This window comes from Roseburia intestinalis L1-82 (assembly GCF_900537995.1).
In the GTDB taxonomy this organism is placed as follows: Bacteria; Bacillota; Clostridia; order Lachnospirales; family Lachnospiraceae; genus Roseburia; species Roseburia intestinalis.
Map to the genome: position 1 here is coordinate 3,220,722 of NZ_LR027880.1, position 18,946 is coordinate 3,239,667.

17 protein-coding genes are annotated in these 18,946 nt (G+C 43.3%); all 17 read right to left on the reverse strand.

Annotation, left to right across the window (positions count from 1 at the left end):
• Positions 1–19: 19 nt before the first annotated feature.
• The 17 genes from RIL182_RS15170 to RIL182_RS15250 all read right to left on the reverse strand — a co-directional run bounded on the left by RIL182_RS15170 (position 20) and on the right by RIL182_RS15250 (position 18,893).
• Positions 20–1,012, reverse strand: coding sequence for a hypothetical protein (locus RIL182_RS15170; RefSeq protein WP_006859065.1), 993 nt, complete (start codon positions 1,010–1,012; stop codon positions 20–22).
• Positions 1,009–1,437: a GNAT family N-acetyltransferase gene (locus tag RIL182_RS15175; RefSeq protein WP_006859066.1), complete on the reverse strand. Its 429-nt coding sequence runs from the start codon at positions 1,435–1,437 to the stop codon at positions 1,009–1,011. The genes RIL182_RS15170 and RIL182_RS15175 overlap by 4 nt, the downstream gene beginning before the upstream one ends.
• A 196-nt stretch (positions 1,438–1,633) precedes the next feature.
• Positions 1,634–2,434, reverse strand: a complete 801-nt coding sequence (locus tag RIL182_RS15180) for a CPBP family intramembrane glutamic endopeptidase (RefSeq protein WP_006859067.1) — start codon at positions 2,432–2,434, stop codon at positions 1,634–1,636.
• On the reverse strand, positions 2,431–4,680 hold the full coding sequence (locus tag RIL182_RS15185) for a DNA gyrase/topoisomerase IV subunit A (RefSeq protein WP_006859082.1): 2,250 nt from the start codon (positions 4,678–4,680) through the stop codon (positions 2,431–2,433). Before RIL182_RS15185 ends, RIL182_RS15180 begins: the two co-directional genes overlap by 4 nt.
• A 107-nt stretch (positions 4,681–4,787) precedes the next feature.
• Complete coding sequence (locus RIL182_RS15190; RefSeq protein WP_006859068.1) at positions 4,788–6,710, reverse strand: DNA gyrase/topoisomerase IV subunit B; 1,923 nt, start codon at positions 6,708–6,710, stop codon at positions 4,788–4,790.
• 47 nt (positions 6,711–6,757) lie between these two features.
• Positions 6,758–7,852 carry a PucR family transcriptional regulator gene (locus tag RIL182_RS15195; protein ID WP_006859069.1) on the reverse strand — a complete coding sequence of 365 codons (1,095 nt, stop codon included), beginning with the start codon at positions 7,850–7,852 and terminating at the stop codon, positions 6,758–6,760.
• 144 nt (positions 7,853–7,996) lie between these two features.
• A complete protein-coding gene (locus RIL182_RS15200; RefSeq protein ID WP_015521323.1) occupies positions 7,997–9,109 on the reverse strand; it encodes an ABC transporter ATP-binding protein in 1,113 nt (370 codons plus the stop codon).
• Between the two features lie 247 nt (positions 9,110–9,356).
• Entirely contained in the window at positions 9,357–10,100 is a 744-nt protein-coding gene (locus tag RIL182_RS15205) for an SDR family oxidoreductase (protein ID WP_006859072.1), read from the reverse strand.
• Between the two features lie 13 nt (positions 10,101–10,113).
• A complete protein-coding gene (locus RIL182_RS15210) occupies positions 10,114–11,148 on the reverse strand; it encodes an SPL family radical SAM protein (RefSeq protein WP_044999534.1) in 1,035 nt (344 codons plus the stop codon).
• Positions 11,120–12,112: a hypothetical protein gene (locus RIL182_RS15215; protein ID WP_006859073.1), complete on the reverse strand. Its 993-nt coding sequence runs from the start codon at positions 12,110–12,112 to the stop codon at positions 11,120–11,122. Before RIL182_RS15215 ends, RIL182_RS15210 begins: the two co-directional genes overlap by 29 nt.
• A gap of 3 nt (positions 12,113–12,115) precedes the next feature.
• Positions 12,116–12,556 (reverse strand): dUTP diphosphatase, encoded by a 441-nt coding sequence (locus RIL182_RS15220; protein ID WP_006859074.1) that lies wholly within the window; start codon positions 12,554–12,556, stop codon positions 12,116–12,118.
• Between the two features lie 12 nt (positions 12,557–12,568).
• On the reverse strand, positions 12,569–13,582 hold the full coding sequence (locus RIL182_RS15225) for an NAD(P)H-dependent glycerol-3-phosphate dehydrogenase (RefSeq protein ID WP_022112240.1): 1,014 nt from the start codon (positions 13,580–13,582) through the stop codon (positions 12,569–12,571).
• Positions 13,583–13,586: 4 nt separating this feature from the next.
• On the reverse strand, positions 13,587–14,240 hold the full coding sequence (gene plsY, locus RIL182_RS15230; RefSeq protein ID WP_006859075.1) for a glycerol-3-phosphate 1-O-acyltransferase PlsY: 654 nt from the start codon (positions 14,238–14,240) through the stop codon (positions 13,587–13,589).
• Positions 14,240–15,565, reverse strand: coding sequence for a ribosome biogenesis GTPase Der (gene der, locus RIL182_RS15235; protein ID WP_006859076.1), 1,326 nt, complete (start codon positions 15,563–15,565; stop codon positions 14,240–14,242). The genes plsY and der overlap by 1 nt, the downstream gene beginning before the upstream one ends.
• A 154-nt stretch (positions 15,566–15,719) precedes the next feature.
• Positions 15,720–17,648, reverse strand: coding sequence for an ABC transporter permease (locus RIL182_RS15240; RefSeq protein ID WP_242655643.1), 1,929 nt, complete (start codon positions 17,646–17,648; stop codon positions 15,720–15,722).
• Positions 17,623–18,522, reverse strand: coding sequence for an ABC transporter ATP-binding protein (locus RIL182_RS15245; protein ID WP_006859077.1), 900 nt, complete (start codon positions 18,520–18,522; stop codon positions 17,623–17,625). The genes RIL182_RS15240 and RIL182_RS15245 overlap by 26 nt, the downstream gene beginning before the upstream one ends.
• Positions 18,519–18,893 carry a GntR family transcriptional regulator gene (locus RIL182_RS15250; protein ID WP_006859078.1) on the reverse strand — a complete coding sequence of 125 codons (375 nt, stop codon included), beginning with the start codon at positions 18,891–18,893 and terminating at the stop codon, positions 18,519–18,521. The genes RIL182_RS15245 and RIL182_RS15250 overlap by 4 nt, the downstream gene beginning before the upstream one ends.
• Positions 18,894–18,946: the final 53 nt, after the last annotated feature.

Below are 18,946 nucleotides of genomic sequence, written 5' to 3' on the forward strand. Positions count from 1 at the left end.
TCAATTCCATTGTCATGGACTAATAGTTTCTTTCCCATATTTGGTCAAAGAAGTCATTTCCCTCCAGTGTTTTCCCATCACAACTATACAAAGCACCATTATCAATGTCAAGTGACAGAAGAAGCGTGGAATCATCCAGGTATGGCGTCATTTTTTCCTTTAAAAGCGGGACGACATCTTCCCTGTGTATACATTCGTTCCAGTCCTGGTGTTCATCCTTGTCAACTGCAAATTCAACACCATAGGTGTCATCGATCACAATTCCCTTTTCATCATCCACATAAAAGGCTGCAAAATCATATTGTGCAGTCCCTTGCATTTCATAGGTTGTGCTTATCAAAAGATAGTCCAGACCATCCTTTTTCGAAAGACATATCGTTCCATTTCCTGCATGCGACAGGTGAAAGTTTCTGCTGATAAATCTCGGATAACTTTCATATTCTCCATCTTTTGTTCCGCGATAGACTTTCACATAACATCCATATGAACTGTTACTTACAACATCATCTACTGTTGCATCCGGCTCACCGCCATATCCGACTACTGAAACCAGATCTGCGATTCCATCGTGTGTGATATCTGCTGTTGTTTCAAATACAGGCACCTCATAGGCATCCTTACCCGGATAATCTGAATTATAATAGTTTCCCTCTTCCCCTAACTGACCGATATCGCTGTATGTGGAATATACATACTCCTGATTCTCCACGACATATTTTTGTGTCTGTGCATCAGAAGTATTTTCTGTAGTTTCAGAGATTTCTGTACCTGATTCTTTTTCTGTGTCTTCTGATATGTTTTCTAACATTTCTTCCGTATTTCCTGTTTTCAGTTTTTCCGGCATCTCTTCTGCATTTTCTGTTTTCTTCGCGTTTTCTGCTTCTTTCTCATTTTCTTCCAATACTGACGCGTTTGAAGCAGCAGAATTTTCTATTGTTTTTTTACTGCATCCAGCAAAACACTCACTTGCAAGTACAACAGTAATCATCGCCATGACTAATTTATTTTTCATTTTCCCCACCTCATAACATACTCTTTTTCGTTTGTATCTTCATCTGTTTCTTCCGCCTGAATCAAGAAATTCTCCCTCTGATAAAAGTAAATTGCATGCACATTCTTTTCGTATACACATAAACACAATTCGGTTTTTCTGCTTTTTACATAATCCAGCAGACATTTTCCAATTCCCATCGATTGTGCAGATTCTTTCACAAACAATCCCTCGATATAGCAATCATTTATTCCGATAAAACCATCTATCTGACCATTTTTTTCCTCTTCATATACATATACTTCTGCTTCCGGCAGAATCTGTTTCACCATTTCATAATTGCCGGTCCAATATTCCTTGTCTATAAAACTATGTGCCTTAATGTTTGTCTCAAGCCATATCTGCAAAACATCAGATATATCCTTTTCTTCCATTTTTCTTATCATACATTTACCCCATCTCTATTTTCGTCTTAGTGCACTGCAAAGATATCTTTTTACCCACTCCTTATCGCTCATAAAAAATTCATTTTTCCGTATTGATAAAAGCCGGAAAATCCGCAATTTATACGCATTTCCGGCTCTCTGCTTACATATGCTGTCTATCATTCTTTTTGTTTCATAAACTATAGTTCATGCAGCTTTAGGCTCTCTCGTCAAATTCCACATTCTTCTTCCACTTCCAGAACCCCCATATCACAGCGCCAGCCACCACAAGCATCACTGCCGTAAATCCAATTCCTTTCGCATCCGTCGTATAGCCAAAGGACAGCCATCCCGTTTCCTCACGCACGACCGACACAGTGTTTGCTGCGATGTGTCCCAGTACCGGCACATAGAAAAATCCTGTTTTTTCATACAAAAATGCAAGCAGACATCCCAAAACCGCCGCATACAGAAACTGCACCAGGTTCGCATGCACCAGTCCAAAGATCAATGCGGAACAAATAATTGCAGGGGCGACACCCAACATCAATTTTAGTCTCTGATAAACCACGCCCCTGAATAATAATTCTTCCGCGATTGGGATCAGAAAACAGGATCCAAGGAACTCATAGACTGCTGCGCCTGCAAAAAATGCCTGATTTGCAGTCTGGAACCCTTCTGATGCCTGAATTAATGATGTCATCGCAATGATATTGTTGACTGCAATTCCAAGTGCCGCTACGGACACAACAGTCACGGCAATATTGATTGCCTGCTCACTGCTAAAGCGAAACTTCTTTTTTCCGTAAACAGTATCCCGGATGTTTTGATCTGCCATATAAAATTTTAATATGACCGGAATCGTAACTGCATCACCCACAAGCTGGCGCAGCATGTAAGTCTCATCTGCACTGCCGAGAAGTATCTCCAATGCAAAATAACAGAGACTTGATACCACATAGTAAAGTCCGACCGGATAAATAATCTGCCAGATCTGGAAGCCCTTTGTCTGTTTCATCGTTTGGTTCCCTTCGTATCACGTCCCGCGGTGCGCAGACGGTTTAATGCCACTTCTTTGCCTTTTACTTCAATATTTACTACATCTTCCGCATTCAGAAGATAGATCGCCGCAAGCGCGTCCCCGGCACCTAATTTCATGCCGCGCACACCGACTGCTCCCTTTTTCTTTTCCGGGATACTGGAAATGTCGATCCGTAGAAAAAAGTCTTTTTCGGACTGCATCACGAGCGTCTCCTCAAGTGCAAGTGCCTGTACAAAGATCAGCTCATCGCCCTCATTTAATTTTGTCGCAGCCGTGGTTCGTTTTGCAACGTCAAACTCACTTCCATCCACGACTTTAAGCATAGCAGATTTTGTTCCAAACAACACCTGGGAACGGCTGATTGCCGCAAGGTTCGTGATGTAGACAAAATTTTCCTCGCTGCTGTTATAATTACTCAGGTTATCGATCGGCGTTCCCTTGTCTCGGAATTTACCGTAAGGAAGATCTAACACCTTTAACAGATGCATCTGTCCCTTATTGGTAAAAATGCAGATCTTGTCCGTATTTTTGCAGGTCAGGATATAGCGGTTTTCTGTGTTTGCCGCCTCCTTATTTCTCTCATACGTTGCGACATCCACGGTTTTTGCGTATCCAAAACGATCCATTAAGAATACAACATCCATCTCCTCGATCTTCTTCTCCTCAACGACCGCTTCCTCTAAGTTATCGATCACCGTTTTTCTCGGTTTTGCGTACTCTTTCTTAAAACTCTCCAATTCTTTGATGATGACTTTCGCCATAGCCGCGCGGCTTCCCAAAATATCCTCATATTTTGAGATATTTTTCAAGGTCTCATCATGATCTTTTAAGAGTGCTTCGAGTTCGAGTCCGATTAATTTCTGCAGACGCATCTCAAGAATCGCCGTGGTCTGTCTCTCCGTAAAACGAAGTTTTGCAGCGTCTCGTTTTGACTGTTCGGATTTAAAATTGATGTTATCTGTGATACCGTCGGTTAAGCAGGCTCTCGCATCCTTCACATTTTTACTTCCGCGCAGGATCTCAATGATCAGGTCAATGACATCCGTTGCCTTGATCAGACCTTCCTGAATTTCCTTTTTGTCGCGCTCTTTTGCAAGAAGCGTCTGATATTTGCGTGTTGCAAGCTCATACTGGAAATTCACATGATGCCGGATGATCGGCACGATTCCCATGGTCTCCGGTTTTCCGTCCGCTACCGCTAACATGTTAACGCCAAAGGTATCTTCCAGTTTTGTTTTCTTGTAGAGAAGATTTTTTAAATTTTCGACATCTGCACCCTTTTTCAGCTCCAGAACGATGCGTATTCCCTCTTTTGAGGACTGGTTTGTGATATCAACGATATCGGAAGTTTTCTTTGTCTCAACAAGGCTGTAGATATCGTTTAAGAATTTTCCGATATTGGCACCGATCATGGTGTACGGGATCTCTGTGATCACAAGACGGTCTTTTCCGCCTTTTCCCTTTTCAACTTCAACTTTACCGCGGATCTTGATTTTTCCCATACCGGTTGAATAAACGGCTAACAGTTCATCCTTATTTGCAACGATACCACCAGTCGGAAAATCAGGTCCCGGAATATACTGCATCATCTGCTCGGTATTGATGTCCGGGTCTTTCATATATGCGATCACACCGTCAATGACCTCGCCAAAATTGTGCGGCGGGATACTGGTCGTCATACCGACGGCGATTCCCTCTGCACCGTTTAAAAGCAGATTTGGAACTTTGACAGGGAGCACCTCCGGCTCTTTTTCCGTCTCATCAAAGTTCGGGACAAAGTTTACGACATCTTTATCTAAGTCCGCCAAATAGGCTTCCTGTGTAATCTTCTGTAAACGCGCCTCAGTATAACGCATTGCTGCGGCGCCATCTCCCTCGATGGAACCAAAATTACCGTGTCCATCCACAAGCGGCAGTCCTTTTTTGAAATCCTGCGCCATCACGACGAGCGCATCATAGATGGAACTGTCACCGTGCGGATGATATTTACCCATCGTATCACCGACAATACGCGCACACTTACGGTACGGCTTGTCATAGCGGATGCCAAGTTCATACATATCATAAAGCGTTCTTCGCTGCACCGGTTTTAAACCGTCCCTCACGTCCGGAAGTGCACGCGCGATGATAACGCTCATGGCATAATCAATATAAGATTTCTGCATCAGTTCCGAATACTCGGTGCGGATAATCTGTTCTTCCTGATTCATATCATACTCCATTTCTGTCCGTTTTTCAGGGCATCACAAGTCAGCTGGCACTGCTCACTTCCCGCCCACATGTTACTGTCTGCTCCCTGCCAGTCGTTCCAGTAACACCCACATCTCTATCAGATATCAAGTGCTGCGTCTTTTGCATGTTCATAAATAAACATCTTGCGCGGCGGCACATCATTTCCCATCAAAAGTTCCGTGATATCGGACGCCATACGTCCATCTTCGATCTCGATGCGTTTTAAGATCCTCGTTTCCGGGTTCAAGGTCGTCTCCCAGAGCTGCTCCGCATCCATCTCACCGAGACCTTTGTAACGCTGCAGAGTAAAATTGCTCTTATGGTTCCTGCGGTAACGTTCCAATGCCGCATCGTCGTAAAGGTATTCTTCTTCCCCTTTAGACGGGATGGCTTTGTACAATGGCGGCATTGCCACATAGACATGTCCCTCATAGATCAATTCCGGCATAAAACGATAAAACAGTGTCAGAAGCAGTGTGGAAATATGTGCTCCATCGACGTCGGCATCTGCCATGATGATGATCTTGTCATAGCGCAGTTTCGTGATGTCAAAATCATTGCCGTATCCTTCGGAAAAACCACATCCAAATGCATTGATCATCGTCTTGATCTCTGCATTTGCAAGCACCTTGTCAATACTTGCTTTCTCAACATTTAAAATCTTACCACGGATCGGCAGGATTGCCTGAAAATTACGGTCACGCGCCGTCTTTGCAGAACCTCCCGCGGAATCTCCCTCGACGATAAATATCTCACAGATCGACGCATCCCTGCTCTCACAGTTGGCAAGCTTTCCGTTGGAATCAAAAGAGAATTTCTGTTTTGTCAGAAGATTCGTCTTCGCACGCTCCTCGGTCTTGCGGATCTTTGCCGCTTTCTCCGCGCAGGAGATCACGGTCTTTAATACCTCTAAATTTTTGTCAAAATAAAGCTGTATCTCATCCCCGGTCACTTTTGCCGTGACACGCGCTGCATCCTGATTGTCCAGTTTCGTCTTGGTCTGTCCCTCAAAACGTGGATCCGGGTGTTTGATGGAAACGATCGCCGTCATACCATTACGGACATCCGCTCCCGTAAAATTAGAATCCTTTTCCTTTAAAATGCCAAGTTCTCTCGCATAGGAATTGATGACTGTGGTAAACACCGTCTTAAATCCCGTGATATGCGTACCACCCTCCGCATTAAAAATATTGTTGCAGAATCCTAAAATATTCTCATGGAACTCATTGGTATACTGGAATGCTGCCTCAACCGTGATTCCGTCCTGCTCGCCCTTAAAATACACCACATCGTGAAGCACCTCGTTCTTTTTGTTCAGATCCTTGACAAAACCAATGATCCCCTCTTCCTCATGATATACAATATGTTCCACTTCCGGTCCACGTTTATCCTCATAAATAATCGTCAGTGCCGGGTTCAAGTATGCCGTCTCATGCATACGGCTTTTTACTTCGTCCTCTTTGAATCTGGTCTTTTCAAAAATCTCAGGATCCGGAAGAAAATTGACCTTCGTACCGGTTTTTTTCGTTTTTCCAATGGTCGGAAGAAGCCCGTTTTCCAGTTCCACCACCGGAATACCACGCTCATAACCATCGTGATGAATGTAACCATCCCTGCTGATCCATACATCCATATGTGTCGATAATGCGTTTACAACAGACGAACCTACTCCATGCAGTCCTCCACTGGTCTTATAAGCGGAATCATCAAACTTTCCTCCTGCATGCAGCGTCGTATAAACAATACGCGCAGCTGAAACTCCCTTTGCATGCATGCCGACCGGAACGCCTCGTCCGTTATCCTCAACGGTACAGGAACCATCCGCTTCTAATGTTACACAGATCGTATCGCAGGCTCCCGCAAGATGTTCATCCACTGCATTGTCCACAATCTCGTAGATCAGGTGATTCAATCCTTTGCGCGAAACACTTCCGATATACATTCCCGGTCTTTTTCTTACCGCCTCAAGCCCTTCGAGAACGGAAATACTGCTCTCGTCATAGCCGCCTGTTTTTGCCATTTCTTTCTTCCCTTTCCTGCTAAATCTATTACTTTTATACTGAATTGCTATCTCTGATCCGTATCCTGACGTCTCGCATACCGCATATGAGAAATAACCATCAGTGCAAGTTTAAACGTCATCGCATCGTCAAATTTACGGATATCAAGTCCAATGATTTTCTCTAATCGCTCCAGACGGTACACTAAAGTATTTCTGTGCACATAAAGCTGTCTGGCTGTCTCTGAAATGTTCAGATTGTTTTCAAAAAACTTCTGAATCGTCGTCGTTGTCTCTTCATTAAAAATATCCGGGATCTCATCCCCAAACACCTCATGAATAAACATCTCACAGAGACTCATCGGAAGCTGGTAGATCAGACGCCCGATACCAAGATAACGATATGCGATCGTCTCTTTTTCTGCATAGAAAATCTTTCCAACCTCAAGCGCCATCTTTGCCTCCTGATAGGATTTTGCAATATCCGGCAGATTATTCACCTGATTGCCGTAGCCGACCCTCACGCGCACCATTGCCTCGGTATGCATATTGTCCACAATCATATCGGCCAATTTCTGTAATTCATCTTCATTCTTCACGTCGCGAACATCCTTGATCAGGACGATGCTCTGCTCGTCCACTTCTGTCACATAATCACGCATCTTGGTTGCAAAGAGATTTTTCACAAGCTCCACTGCGGTGGAATCTTTCTTATCTTCTAAATCGATCACATAAACCACACGCTCCGCCTGCTCGATATGAAGTTTCTGCGCCTTATTGTACATATCTACGACCAACATATTTCCAAGCAGAATATTCTGCATGAAATTGTTGCGGTCGAACTGCTCCATGTAGGCAGCCGCAAGGTTTCTGATCTGGCAGACCGCTAAGCGCCCCACCATATAAGCATCCTCTGCCTGTGATTTGGTCAGCAGAATATATTCTATCTCTCCATCAGCGATCACCTTAAAAAAATGATATCCTGAGAGCATCTGGCTCTCAGCCATGGAATCTGCAAAAGATGTGATTGCACCTTCTAAATCTCCCTCCGGCTCAAATGTTGCTGCAACCGGCTTTCCTTTTTCCGTGTAAAGTGCAAGATCAATTCTCGATATATCCTTTATCTCATCAAGTGCTGTCTGTATTTTATGGTTTGAAATCATAATCTATTTCCTTTCCGATATCTCCCCTTCGTCTAGTTCCACCCATCATCCGATCTATAATTTCATCCTTACTGACGAACAAAAACTGGGTACATCACTGTACCCAGTTTTATTTTAAATGATGTTCTGTTTAATTTTACCGAATTAGTTGGTAATTGTCAATTCTGTTTCTTTGTCGAAAACATGAATCTTCTCAGGATCAATAGCAAGTTTGATGTGATCTCCCATACGTGCTGTTGTTCTGGAATCAACTTTTGCAGTCATGCTTGTGCCTGCTACTTTGAAGTATAATAATACCTCAGAACCTAATAACTCGTATCCTGTTACATCAGCCTCGAATGCGCAATCTTGGTGTGCTTCGATCTCAATCTCGGAATCTCCAATATCCTCTGGTCTGATACCCATAACAACTGTCTTTCCGTTGCATCCTGCATCTGCAAGTTTCTTTGCTTTTGCTGGTGGTAATACGATTGTTGTGTTATCGAATGTAAGAGAAACTTTGTCTCCCTCAACTTTACATTTTGTATCGATGAAGTTCATCTGCGGAGAACCAATGAATCCTGCAACGAATAAGTTGTTCGGCTCATTGTATAATTTCTGCGGAGAATCAACCTGCATGATAACACCATCTTTTAATACAACGATTCTGGTACCAAGTGTCATAGCCTCGGTCTGATCATGTGTTACATAGATGATAGTTGCTTTTAATCTGTTATGTAAAGAAGCGATCTCAGAACGCATCTGTACACGAAGTTTTGCATCCAGGTTGGATAACGGCTCATCCATAAGGAATACCTTAGGATTACGAACGATGGCACGTCCCATAGCAACACGCTGTCTCTGTCCACCGGATAAAGCCTTTGGTTTACGGTCTAATAATTTCTCAAGGTCAAGAATCTTAGCTGCTTCTTCAACTTTTCTCTTGATTTCATCCTTAGGAACTTTTCTTAATTTTAATCCGAATGCCATGTTATCGAAAACGGTCATATGAGGATACAGAGCGTAGTTCTGGAATACCATTGCGATATCTCTGTCTTTTGGCTCAACATCGTTCATGAGCTTTCCGTCGATATAGAACTCACCAGAGGAAATCTCCTCAAGTCCGGCGATCATACGAAGTGTAGTAGATTTACCACATCCGGATGGTCCTACGAAAATGATGAACTCCTGATCTTCTACTTCAAGGTTGAAATCCTTAACAGCCTCAAAACCGTTTGGATAAACTTTGCAAATGTTTTTTAATGATAAACTTGCCATTGGTCTAAATACCTCCTGATATTTGTGTTTCGTTATTTGATAACTATACTATACAAAAAAGATGCAAAAAGCACCATATGCCTCCTACACAAAGAATTTTGTTTTTTCTTGTAGGATGTCACAGTGCTCTGTGCATCTTTTCCATCTTTTCGTCAAACTGACGGCTTTTCCATCAAAAACTGTACAGATTGACGGATACAGACGTTCCTCTTTTTTTATAAAAGGTTTATTTTATGTTCCGCTGAAATCATTTCTTTTTACGGATCCGGTGAAACTGCGGTCTTAATACCAGTTCCGGGATTACAATACCTTCACGCTGCGTCAGCACATATTCCACTGCTTCTGCTACTTCTTTCGGGGTAAGATAAGATTCTTTTTCTTCTCCCACCGTAAAGTCCGCGTTCCGGTACAGATTTGTCTCCGTCATATCCGGGTAAACCGCCGTCACTTTGACGCCGTATTTTCTTGCCTCATCAAACAGGCTTGACGAAAACGATGCAAGTCCTGCTTTGGTTGCCGCATAAGCACAGCCGTGCGGACTCGGCTGTTTTGCCGTAACAGATGAAATATTGATAATGTAACCGCCGTTTTTTTTCAGCGTCCGTAATAATTGCTGGGTTAAGATCAACGGTGCTTCTAAGTTCACACGGACCATTTCCTGTATCTTTTTGGGATTCAGTTCCTCGTGCAGACCATAGTAAGCTGCACCGGCATTATTGACAAGGACTTTTACCGTGTGCTCCGATGTGACCTGTTTCACGATAGCGCACAGTTTATCCGTATCGGTGAGGTCACAGATGATTGGATGAAATATGGCATTTTTCAAATCATTTTCACACTGAGGTACTCCGGCAATGTCTCTATCCTCTTCCGTATCAAATCTGCGCCCGATCCCAAATACTTCATATCCGAGCACACCTAATTTTTCACTGATAGCGCGTCCGATACCAGACGAGGCACCCGTTACGATGGCTGTATATTTCTGTGTCATAGCTGTTTTCCTCTCACGACTCCCACCGGAAGATCTTCTCTTCCGGCACATACTCTAAAAGCTGTCTGATCAGAAATCTCTCCATCTGTTCTGTCAGCTCTTTTCCATAATGATAAACCCCGCCGTCATTCTGAAATGGGAACTGCACTACTGCAGAATACGGCTCGTTTTTCCGCATTTTTTTCAGATAATCCTGCGATACACGAAAAGAGCCGACACTGACATCAAAGATCTGATCCATTGGAACTTCTTTTGTGACAAGTTCTAACATTTCATGGTACTCTTTTTCCCAGTCCGGGCAGTAAATCATCGGATCAAAACACAGTCGCACCGGGAATCCTTTTTTTACCGCATCTGCCACACAGCGGACACGCTGCAAAAGTGATGGCGTATTGTGCTCATACTGTTTTGTGATCTGCTGCGGCGAAAGTGTAAACGCATAGATTATATTTTTATCGGGTATCAGATTGTCAAAAAGCTTTACATTCGCCGACTTTGTACGGATTTCGATCTTAAGCGGATATGTAGATCTTTTATTTTCTCCCAGAACAAAATGCTCCCACTCCCTGACATAACCGGTCATTGTCTCAAATGCAAGCAGATCTGTATCATAGGACACACACAGATAAACCGGGTGTTCTGAAAGCATCCGGTGAAGTTCTTCAAAAATATCTTCGATATTTACAAAAATTACGATATTCGCGGAGGGATACATTCCTTTTAAATAGCAGTATTCACAGTCATAGATGCAGTTCATCATACAGGATGTATAATAAAAATAAGTATTTCCAAAATTCTGGCACACCGGTGCCCCCTGATAGATCAGACTGCCTGTCTTTTTTGCCAGGATCAGGTTCTGCGCATGATGTTGTTCTTCATAGTCCTGTCTGCGTCTGCAGAATACATCTTTGTAATGTCTGATATACACAATCTCTGCTTTCATAAAACGCGCTAAGATTTGCTTTACCCGCGGATGTTCTGCTATTTCTTCTTCCACATAAATATGAAAAAAAAACGGATTATAATAATTTTCGTCCAAACTCTTCAAAGCAGCGTTTCCCCTCTCTTTTATCCTTACAGGGCAGCTCCCCCGCCTGATACATTTCTTCTATGATTCCCTGATAATCAATTCCGGCAAGTACTGCATATTTCAGATGCTGCATTACTGCGGCCTGCATCACAGCCGAACAGTGCATATCCTCATTTAACTTCTGTGCAAGCTCCGATACTTCCCCCATCGCTTTTTTGTTCTGCAGCTTTTTTATCCCGTCGATCTTCCTCAGTTCATCCAGGTAACTCCGGATTCCGGGAACTGCGCCCGCAATGCCCTGTTTCAGCATTTCTGCAGACAATTCCTGCACATTTCCCTCGTCTGTCACAACTTTTAAAAAAGACATCTGATGCGGGCCGAAAAAATATGCTCCTGCCTGATATATGGAAGAGGCCTCCATATCATAAAGAAAACCGTCTGCCACACTATTTTTTATGGCCGTTTCGTATTTTGGGATTAACTCTGTTTTGTTTTCTGTATGATAAAGCATTGCACCTGTCACAATTTCAGCTTCCTCAAAAGGATGTCTGTATAAAATATCCGGATAAAATGTACGCCCTGTCACATGCTCCATGATCTTTTTGCACAGATACACTTCTCCTGCCTTTACTGACTGTTCCTGTACTGTTTTTCTCTTGTCGGAAGAATGTAGACCATCTCCGGCTGCGGTTTCTTTTTCCGATACATTTCTACAAGTTTGACCGGATCCTTTTGAGCAAGAAACTTTTGCGCAAGTACCGATATTGACCAGAAAATCCGCCGGCTGTGGAGTTCTTTTCGTACAGATTCTCGCCACGGCCGCCGTCGCTGCGTTCATTCCGCATCCCGTTACCGTAAGAAGAATATTTTCTTCCTCAGAAAAAAAGACAGGAAAACAAGTTTCATCTGTCTTTTTCTTCAATCCATATTCACGAATCAGTGGTTCTGCCTCATGGTATAAGGCACAAAATATATATATCATAATTTACGCTCTTCCGGTGCTTCCGATACCGCCGCGGTTTTCATTGCCAAGTGTATCTGTCTCCTCAAAACGGATGACCGGCTGATGTTTCTGGATGCGGAACTGGCAGATGCGGTCATTGACATTGATCTCCGTGTCACGCATTGCAAGTGCCGGCATCATCCACACATCATCATCTCCGCAGTAGCTTTCATCTACAACACCCATGTGGTTTGTCTGAATGATTCCAAAATTCTTGTAGGTAGAACTTCTCGGTACAATAACTGCCTCATATCCTGCCGGAAGCTGCATGGACACGCCAAGTTTAATCAATTTAAATTCGCCTTTTTTTAATACAACGTGTTCTGCTGAGCGAAGATCGATCCAGTCACTCTTTCCGTCAATATAGGTAAGTTTTTCTATTTCATTTGAATGATATTTAATTCTGATCGTCTGCTGTTCCATTTTTACTCCTGTCTATTCTTCCCACTCTAAGCTGCTGTGTTCTTCTCTGCGGTCACGCAGCATCAGCTCGCGCACTGCGTCTTTTGCCGGTTTATCATCAAACAGAACGTGATTGATCTCCTCGATGATCGGCATAGCCACTTCATACTTTCTTGCAAGCGCGATTGCTGCTTTTGCAGAGTAAACACCCTCAACGACCATCTTTACCTCATCCATCGCCTGCTTCATCGTATATCCCTGTCCCATCAGCATGCCGGCTTTGCGGTTTCTGGAATGTTTGCTCTCGCAGGTTACGATCAGATCACCAATACCAGTCAGACCGCTCAATGTTTCTGCATTTGCACCCATCTTAATTGCAAGTCTGCTGATTTCAGATATACCGCGTGTGATCAACGCTGCCTTGGTATTATCTCCGTATCCAAGTCCGTCCGCCATACCTGCTGCAAGTGCGATCACATTTTTTAAAGATCCGCCAAGTTCCATTCCAAGGACGTCCGGACTTGTGTATACACGGAATACTTCATTCATGAAAATATCCTGCACACCCTCAGCCACAGACTTCTTTCTTGCACCCGCAACGACTGTGGTCGGGAGTCCGATTCCAACTTCCTCTGCATGGCTCGGTCCGCACATCACTGCCACGTCAGCAGCAGGAATTTCCTGCTCCACGATATCAGAAAGTGTCATCAGGGTATTTTCCTCAATACCTTTTGCCACACAGACGATCACCTGTCCCTTTTTTACAAAAGGTGCCATAGATTTTGCCGTGCTTCTCGTAAAAACAGACGGCACCGCAAGGATCAGATAATCTTTTCCTTCGATCGCCTCTTTTAAATCTGTGGTAAATGTAATATCTTCCGGTAATTTCACTCCCGGAAGTTTATCCACATGCTCGTGTTTTTCACGGAGCATCTGTACTTCCTGCTCCACGATCGACCAGACTGTCACATCGTTTCCATTTGTATGTAATACCAGAGAAAGTGCCGTACCCCAGCTTCCTGCACCAATAACGGCTGTCTTTGCCATTCTGTCATTCCTCCTGATTCTTTTTCATTCCAAATTTGTTTTCTGTTCCAGTAAGCAGACGCTTAATATTGGCTTTGTGTCTCCATAATGCCATCGCTGTAAAACATGCACTGACAATGTAAAATTCCGGCAGATATGCCGTATCCACATGAAGATATCCCATGTGGCCAAATATCAGTACCTGGATCAGATAACTTGTCACAACAAGGATAGAACCTAACGATACATATCTTGTAATCGCGATTGATCCAATAAACAGTATCAGGCAGATTGGCGCTGCAAGCGGACACACTGCAAGGATCATACCGGACGTACATGCAATCCCTTTTCCACCCTTAAATTTCAGATAAAATGGGAAGTTGTGTCCCAAAACTGCTCCGAACCCTGCGTAAAGTTCTAAGATCTTGACCGCATCCGGATATTTTCCGATAAAAATGAAACGGATCAGAAGCACTGCAAAAATCGCTTTAAACAGATCACCCAGAAAAGTGATTAATCCAGCCTTCCAGCCTAACACGCGCAGCGTATTTGTCGTTCCCGCATTGCCGCTGCCCTGTGTTCTGATATCCACGCCGTGCTTTTCTCCATAAATATATCCTGTCTGGAATAACCCAAAACAATACCCCACTGCCACTGCTATGACTCTTGCCCCAAGCATTACTGTTCTTCCTTCCTCTCACGAATGATAAATTTTAACGCCGTTCCACGGAATCCAAATGTATCACGGATACGGTTTTCCAGATAACGGGTATAAGAAAAATGCATCAATTCTTTGTCGTTGACAAAAATAACAAACGTTGGCGGCTTTACCGCAACCTGTGTGGTATAGTAGATTTTCAGACGTTTTCCTTTGTCTGAAGGCGGCTGCTGCATTGCTACTGCCTCCGCAACGATCTCATTTAAGACACCGGTTGCAACACGCATGCTGTTATTCTCAATGACAAGGTCGATCATGTCAAACAGTTTGTTTAAACGCTGTCCTGATTTTGCAGAGATAAATAAAATTTCTGCATATGGCATAAAGCTTAAAATCTGACGGATTTTCTCCGTATGGCGGTAGATTGTCTTATCGTCTTTTTCAATGGCATCCCATTTATTGACTGCAATAATGATACCCTTTCCACGCTCATGAGCGATTCCTGCGATTTTTGCATCCTGTTCGGTCACACCCTCGGTCGCATCGATCACAATGATACACACATCGGCGCGCTCCACTGCCGTCACGGCACGGATGATACTGTAACGCTCGATTTCTTCCTTGATCTTATTCTTACGGCGCAGTCCTGCTGTATCGATAAACACATATTCCTTTCCGTTGTACCGGATATCCGTATCGATTGCATCACGGGTCGTACCTGCAATATCGGACACGATCACGCGGTCCTCCTGTGCCAGTTTATTGATCAGGGATGACTTTCCAACATTTGGTTTTCCGATGATCGCAACCTTCGGTCTCTCATCTTCCGCCTCATCTTTGTTGTATTCCGGGAAATTCTTTACCACTTCGTCAAGCATATCTCCAAGTCCTAACATGGAGGATGCAGAAATCGGATACGGATCCCCGATACCCAGATTATAAAACTCATACACATCCGGCATAAATTTTTCAAAACTATCCACTTTGTTGACAACTAAAACAACCGGCTTTCCGGAACGGCGCAGCATATCTGCCACCTTGGAATCCGAATCCTGCAGTCCCTGTCTCACGTCTGTCAAAAAAATGATCACATCCGCAGTTGCGATCGCAATCTCTGCCTGCTCACGCATCTGGGATAAAATAATATCTTTACTGTCCGGTTCAATACCACCGGTATCGATCATGGTAAAATGATAATCCAGCCAGGTCACATCCGCATAGATCCTGTCTCTGGTCACGCCCGGCGTATCCTTTACGATGGAAATCCGCTCGCCTGCAAGCACATTAAACAACGTCGATTTTCCAACATTCGGACGACCCACGATCGCCACTACGGGTTTACTCATAATTTCCTGTACTCCTTTTATTCTCAAATCTCATTCACTTCATGAGCGGCTGATACTACGCTCTGAACATTATTTTGATTTTACAATATCCTGTGGTTCTTGTAAAGATATTTTCCATTGCGGGCTTTTACAGAACATTTCACGAATTTTTGATTTATTCTGTCACACCTGTCTTTTTCTGGATCTCATCAAGTTCATCATAATTATACAGATGCCAGGTGTCACTGAGCACACCCATCTTTTCCAATGCCTTTACCGTATTTTCGCACTTCGGTCCAAACTGGATATAACTGTTTCCGGATGCATCGCCATGCGCAACATTATCATTTCGCGCATTCCGGTAATCATAATAATTATAATAGTAATCCCAGGTCTGGTAATCATTTCCTTTTCCATAATAAGAAATCGAAAATGAATTGGTATACATCTCGTCCTGTCCATCCTTATAAACCGCCGGAAGCTGGTAATAATCAAAATTGCCCTCTCTCACATCCTGTTCAACAGCGTCCCGCAGAGCAGTGCTTTCCTGTCTGGAAAACGTATATACATCCGATTCACCATCTTCCTTATAGACAGTTAAATATCCGGAATAATAATCATTCTCTTTATATCCGTTTCCAAGAACCTGTTTCATCATGTTATCCGGATCTGTCTCCAGGGCAGTCAGTTTAAATGCAACTGAATTTTTGTCTTTTAATGCCTCCTCCGTAACGGAAACCGGATATCTCCGCTCAAACACAGAGCCATCCTTCATGTAATACCGGAACGATGTATAATAATAATTTTTTCCCTTTTTATAGACAGATAAATATTCATCTTTGCTGTCAATACACTGTTTCTGTAATTCCAGCACATCCGGGATCTGCTCTTTTGAAACACAGACCGGATAATCCATATTCACAAATGCAGCTTCAATCTCAGATGCATCCGGAATTTTGCGTTCAATGCCAAATACATCCACGCGGAAACAGGTCAGTAATATCAGCACAACCGCCACAAAACCAGCCCACTCTGCAATTCTTTTTTTGCACAGTACACGGAAATTCTTCTGCAAAACCATTTCTGCCGCAAAAAAACAGATGCTTCCAAAAATGACCATAAAAATCATAAGGCTGATAAATTCATTCACTTTGATATATTCAAGTACCAGAGCAGATACGGCAAGTGCGATCAGTCCGCCGCCACAGATACCGGATATCCAGCGGAATACCGGTCTTAAAGCTGCAATACTGACTACGTCTCCGGTTGTTTCGATTTTACGATTTTTATATAAAAAGTACGCAAAAACCGTGATCACAACTGCTGCCACAGCATAAACTGCAACTGTTTTTCCGCCACTGATCGTAACTCCAACTGCCTGCACATAGTCCTTATCGTATTTTACTCCCATAACCAGATTACGGATCAGATAATCAAGCGGTGACAATCTACTGGTCTGACTCGAAGTCCATGTATCTGATACACCGTAACAGATCAGACTTGATATATTCTGCACCATCTTCATACAGCCGATCCATAGATAATTGACTGCCAGATAATAAAACGGCATGGCAAAAATATTTCCCGTCAGCATAGCCACAAATACCGCAAGCGCATATGCGAAAAAAGATACGCCTGCCATGTATAAAAACCAGTAAAACAGATACTGGATACAGGTAATCTGGTTTGCCAGGCAGACCAGTACACCGGCAATAAATGCAATCAGTTCCGGGACAAACAGAAAAACAAAACCGGAAACATAATTGGTGATATAAAGTTCCCGCCTGTCTAACGGCAGGGAGTGTATCATATTGGCATTTCTGGGATTATATAAATAAGAAAACACTGCAAGTGCTGCCGCTGCCGCTGCAATAAAAACCGGTATTACCGATCCCGCACCTGCTAACGCCGACCCAATCACATAATATTGTTTCTGTGTAAGGGGCACGTTTCCGATATAATTACTCTCATTATTTGCATAAAGCCAGATACTGAGCGGCACTACCACGATCAGATAGCACAGGTATACGATCCAGATCGGCCAGTGATGTGTAAGATTCTTTTTAAATATCGTTGTATTAAAAGAGGATGTCTTTGACTTCATAATCAGCACCTCCCATTTCATAGATAAATATTTCTTCCAATGTCAGTGGAAGGACATCCACGATTGCCGGATTTGCTGCCGCTAAAGCTTTTTTGGCATCTTCCGGATCTCCTTTTACGATCAGCGTGTATACACGTCCCGTATTGGACATATGAAGGACTTCAAATTCTTCCGACAGCTTCGGCACACCATTCTGGCATGCAACCTGGATTTTTGATACGCTGCCCTGCAGATCGCTTAAAGACCGCTCGATCATGATCGTTCCCTGATGCATAATGCCGACATGATCACAGACATCCTCCAGCTCTCTTAAATTGTGGGATGATACCAGTACTGTCATCTGATTTTCTGCAACTTCCGACATGATGATGCTCCAGATCTGTCTGCGCATAACCGGATCAAGACCGTCTACCGGCTCATCTAAGATCATCAGTTCCGGTTTTGCACAGATCGCAAGCCAGAAAGCAACCTGTTTCTGCATACCTTTTGACAGACGGCGAATACTTCTTTTTACGTCAATATTCGGAAAGAACTCCTGAAGACGGTAAAAAAGTTTTTCATCAAATGTGGGATAAATCCCCTGATAAAAACGCTTCATTTCCATCGTGTCTGCCTGCATAAAATAAAATATTTCATCCGGGATATAAGAAAATTTCGCTTTTACTTTTTTATTCTCATACACCGGTTCCCCCGCAATGAGGACTTCTCCTGCATCCGGTTTATACACCCCTGTAATATGGCGGATCAGTGTCGATTTTCCTGCTCCGTTCGGTCCGACCAGTCCATAGATCGCACCTTTTTCCACATGCATGTCCACGCCTTTCAATGCATGAAATCCCTCAAAAGACTTTTCCAGATGATTTACCTGTATCATTGGTCCACCTTCCCTTCTGCCAGATTATCCATACGTTCGACCAATTCCTTTTCCTTTACAGACAAAAAGAATAATTCTTCCACGATCTCATCAAATTCTGTCAGTAACTCTTTCGCCCTCGCATCATAAACTTCTTTTCGTTCTGCAACAAAAGTTCCTTTTCCAGTGACCGTATAAATATAGCCTTCACTTTCCAAATCCCGGTATGCTTTCTGGATCGTGTTCGGGTTGATTGCAAGCTTCGCCGCAAGTTCCCGGACCGATGGCAGTTTTTCATCCGCAGAAAGAGAATTTGATATTACAAGTTTTCTGAGTCCATCCTTGATCTGTTCGTAGATCGGTTTGGAATCACGATAATTTAACTGTATCAATCAGATACCCCCTGTCTGTACTAACCGTACTATTTTCTATCATACGGTCACTA

Coding starts and splice junctions, on each gene's coding strand:
- RIL182_RS15180 (WP_006859067.1), bottom strand. CDS start 2,434: ATGAAACAGACAAAGGGCTTCCAGATCTGGCAGATTATTTATCCGGTC.
- RIL182_RS15195 (WP_006859069.1), bottom strand. CDS start 7,852: ATGATTTCAAACCATAAAATACAGACAGCACTTGATGAGATAAAGGAT.
- RIL182_RS15205 (WP_006859072.1), bottom strand. CDS start 10,100: ATGACACAGAAATATACAGCCATCGTAACGGGTGCCTCGTCTGGTATC.
- RIL182_RS15185 (WP_006859082.1), bottom strand. CDS start 4,680: ATGGAGTATGATATGAATCAGGAAGAACAGATTATCCGCACCGAGTAT.
- RIL182_RS15225 (WP_022112240.1), bottom strand. CDS start 13,582: ATGGCAAAGACAGCCGTTATTGGTGCAGGAAGCTGGGGTACGGCACTT.
- RIL182_RS15240 (WP_242655643.1), bottom strand. CDS start 17,648: ATGAAGTCAAAGACATCCTCTTTTAATACAACGATATTTAAAAAGAAT.
- RIL182_RS15170 (WP_006859065.1), bottom strand. CDS start 1,012: ATGAAAAATAAATTAGTCATGGCGATGATTACTGTTGTACTTGCAAGT.
- RIL182_RS15175 (WP_006859066.1), bottom strand. CDS start 1,437: ATGATAAGAAAAATGGAAGAAAAGGATATATCTGATGTTTTGCAGATA.
- RIL182_RS15220 (WP_006859074.1), bottom strand. CDS start 12,556: ATGGAACAGCAGACGATCAGAATTAAATATCATTCAAATGAAATAGAA.
- RIL182_RS15215 (WP_006859073.1), bottom strand. CDS start 12,112: ATGATATATATATTTTGTGCCTTATACCATGAGGCAGAACCACTGATT.
- RIL182_RS15245 (WP_006859077.1), bottom strand. CDS start 18,522: ATGATACAGGTAAATCATCTGGAAAAGTCTTTTGAGGGATTTCATGCA.
- der (WP_006859076.1), bottom strand. CDS start 15,565: ATGAGTAAACCCGTAGTGGCGATCGTGGGTCGTCCGAATGTTGGAAAA.
- RIL182_RS15190 (WP_006859068.1), bottom strand. CDS start 6,710: ATGGCAAAAACAGGCGGCTATGACGAGAGCAGTATTTCCGTTCTCGAA.
- RIL182_RS15200 (WP_015521323.1), bottom strand. CDS start 9,109: ATGGCAAGTTTATCATTAAAAAACATTTGCAAAGTTTATCCAAACGGT.
- plsY (WP_006859075.1), bottom strand. CDS start 14,240: ATGCTTGGGGCAAGAGTCATAGCAGTGGCAGTGGGGTATTGTTTTGGG.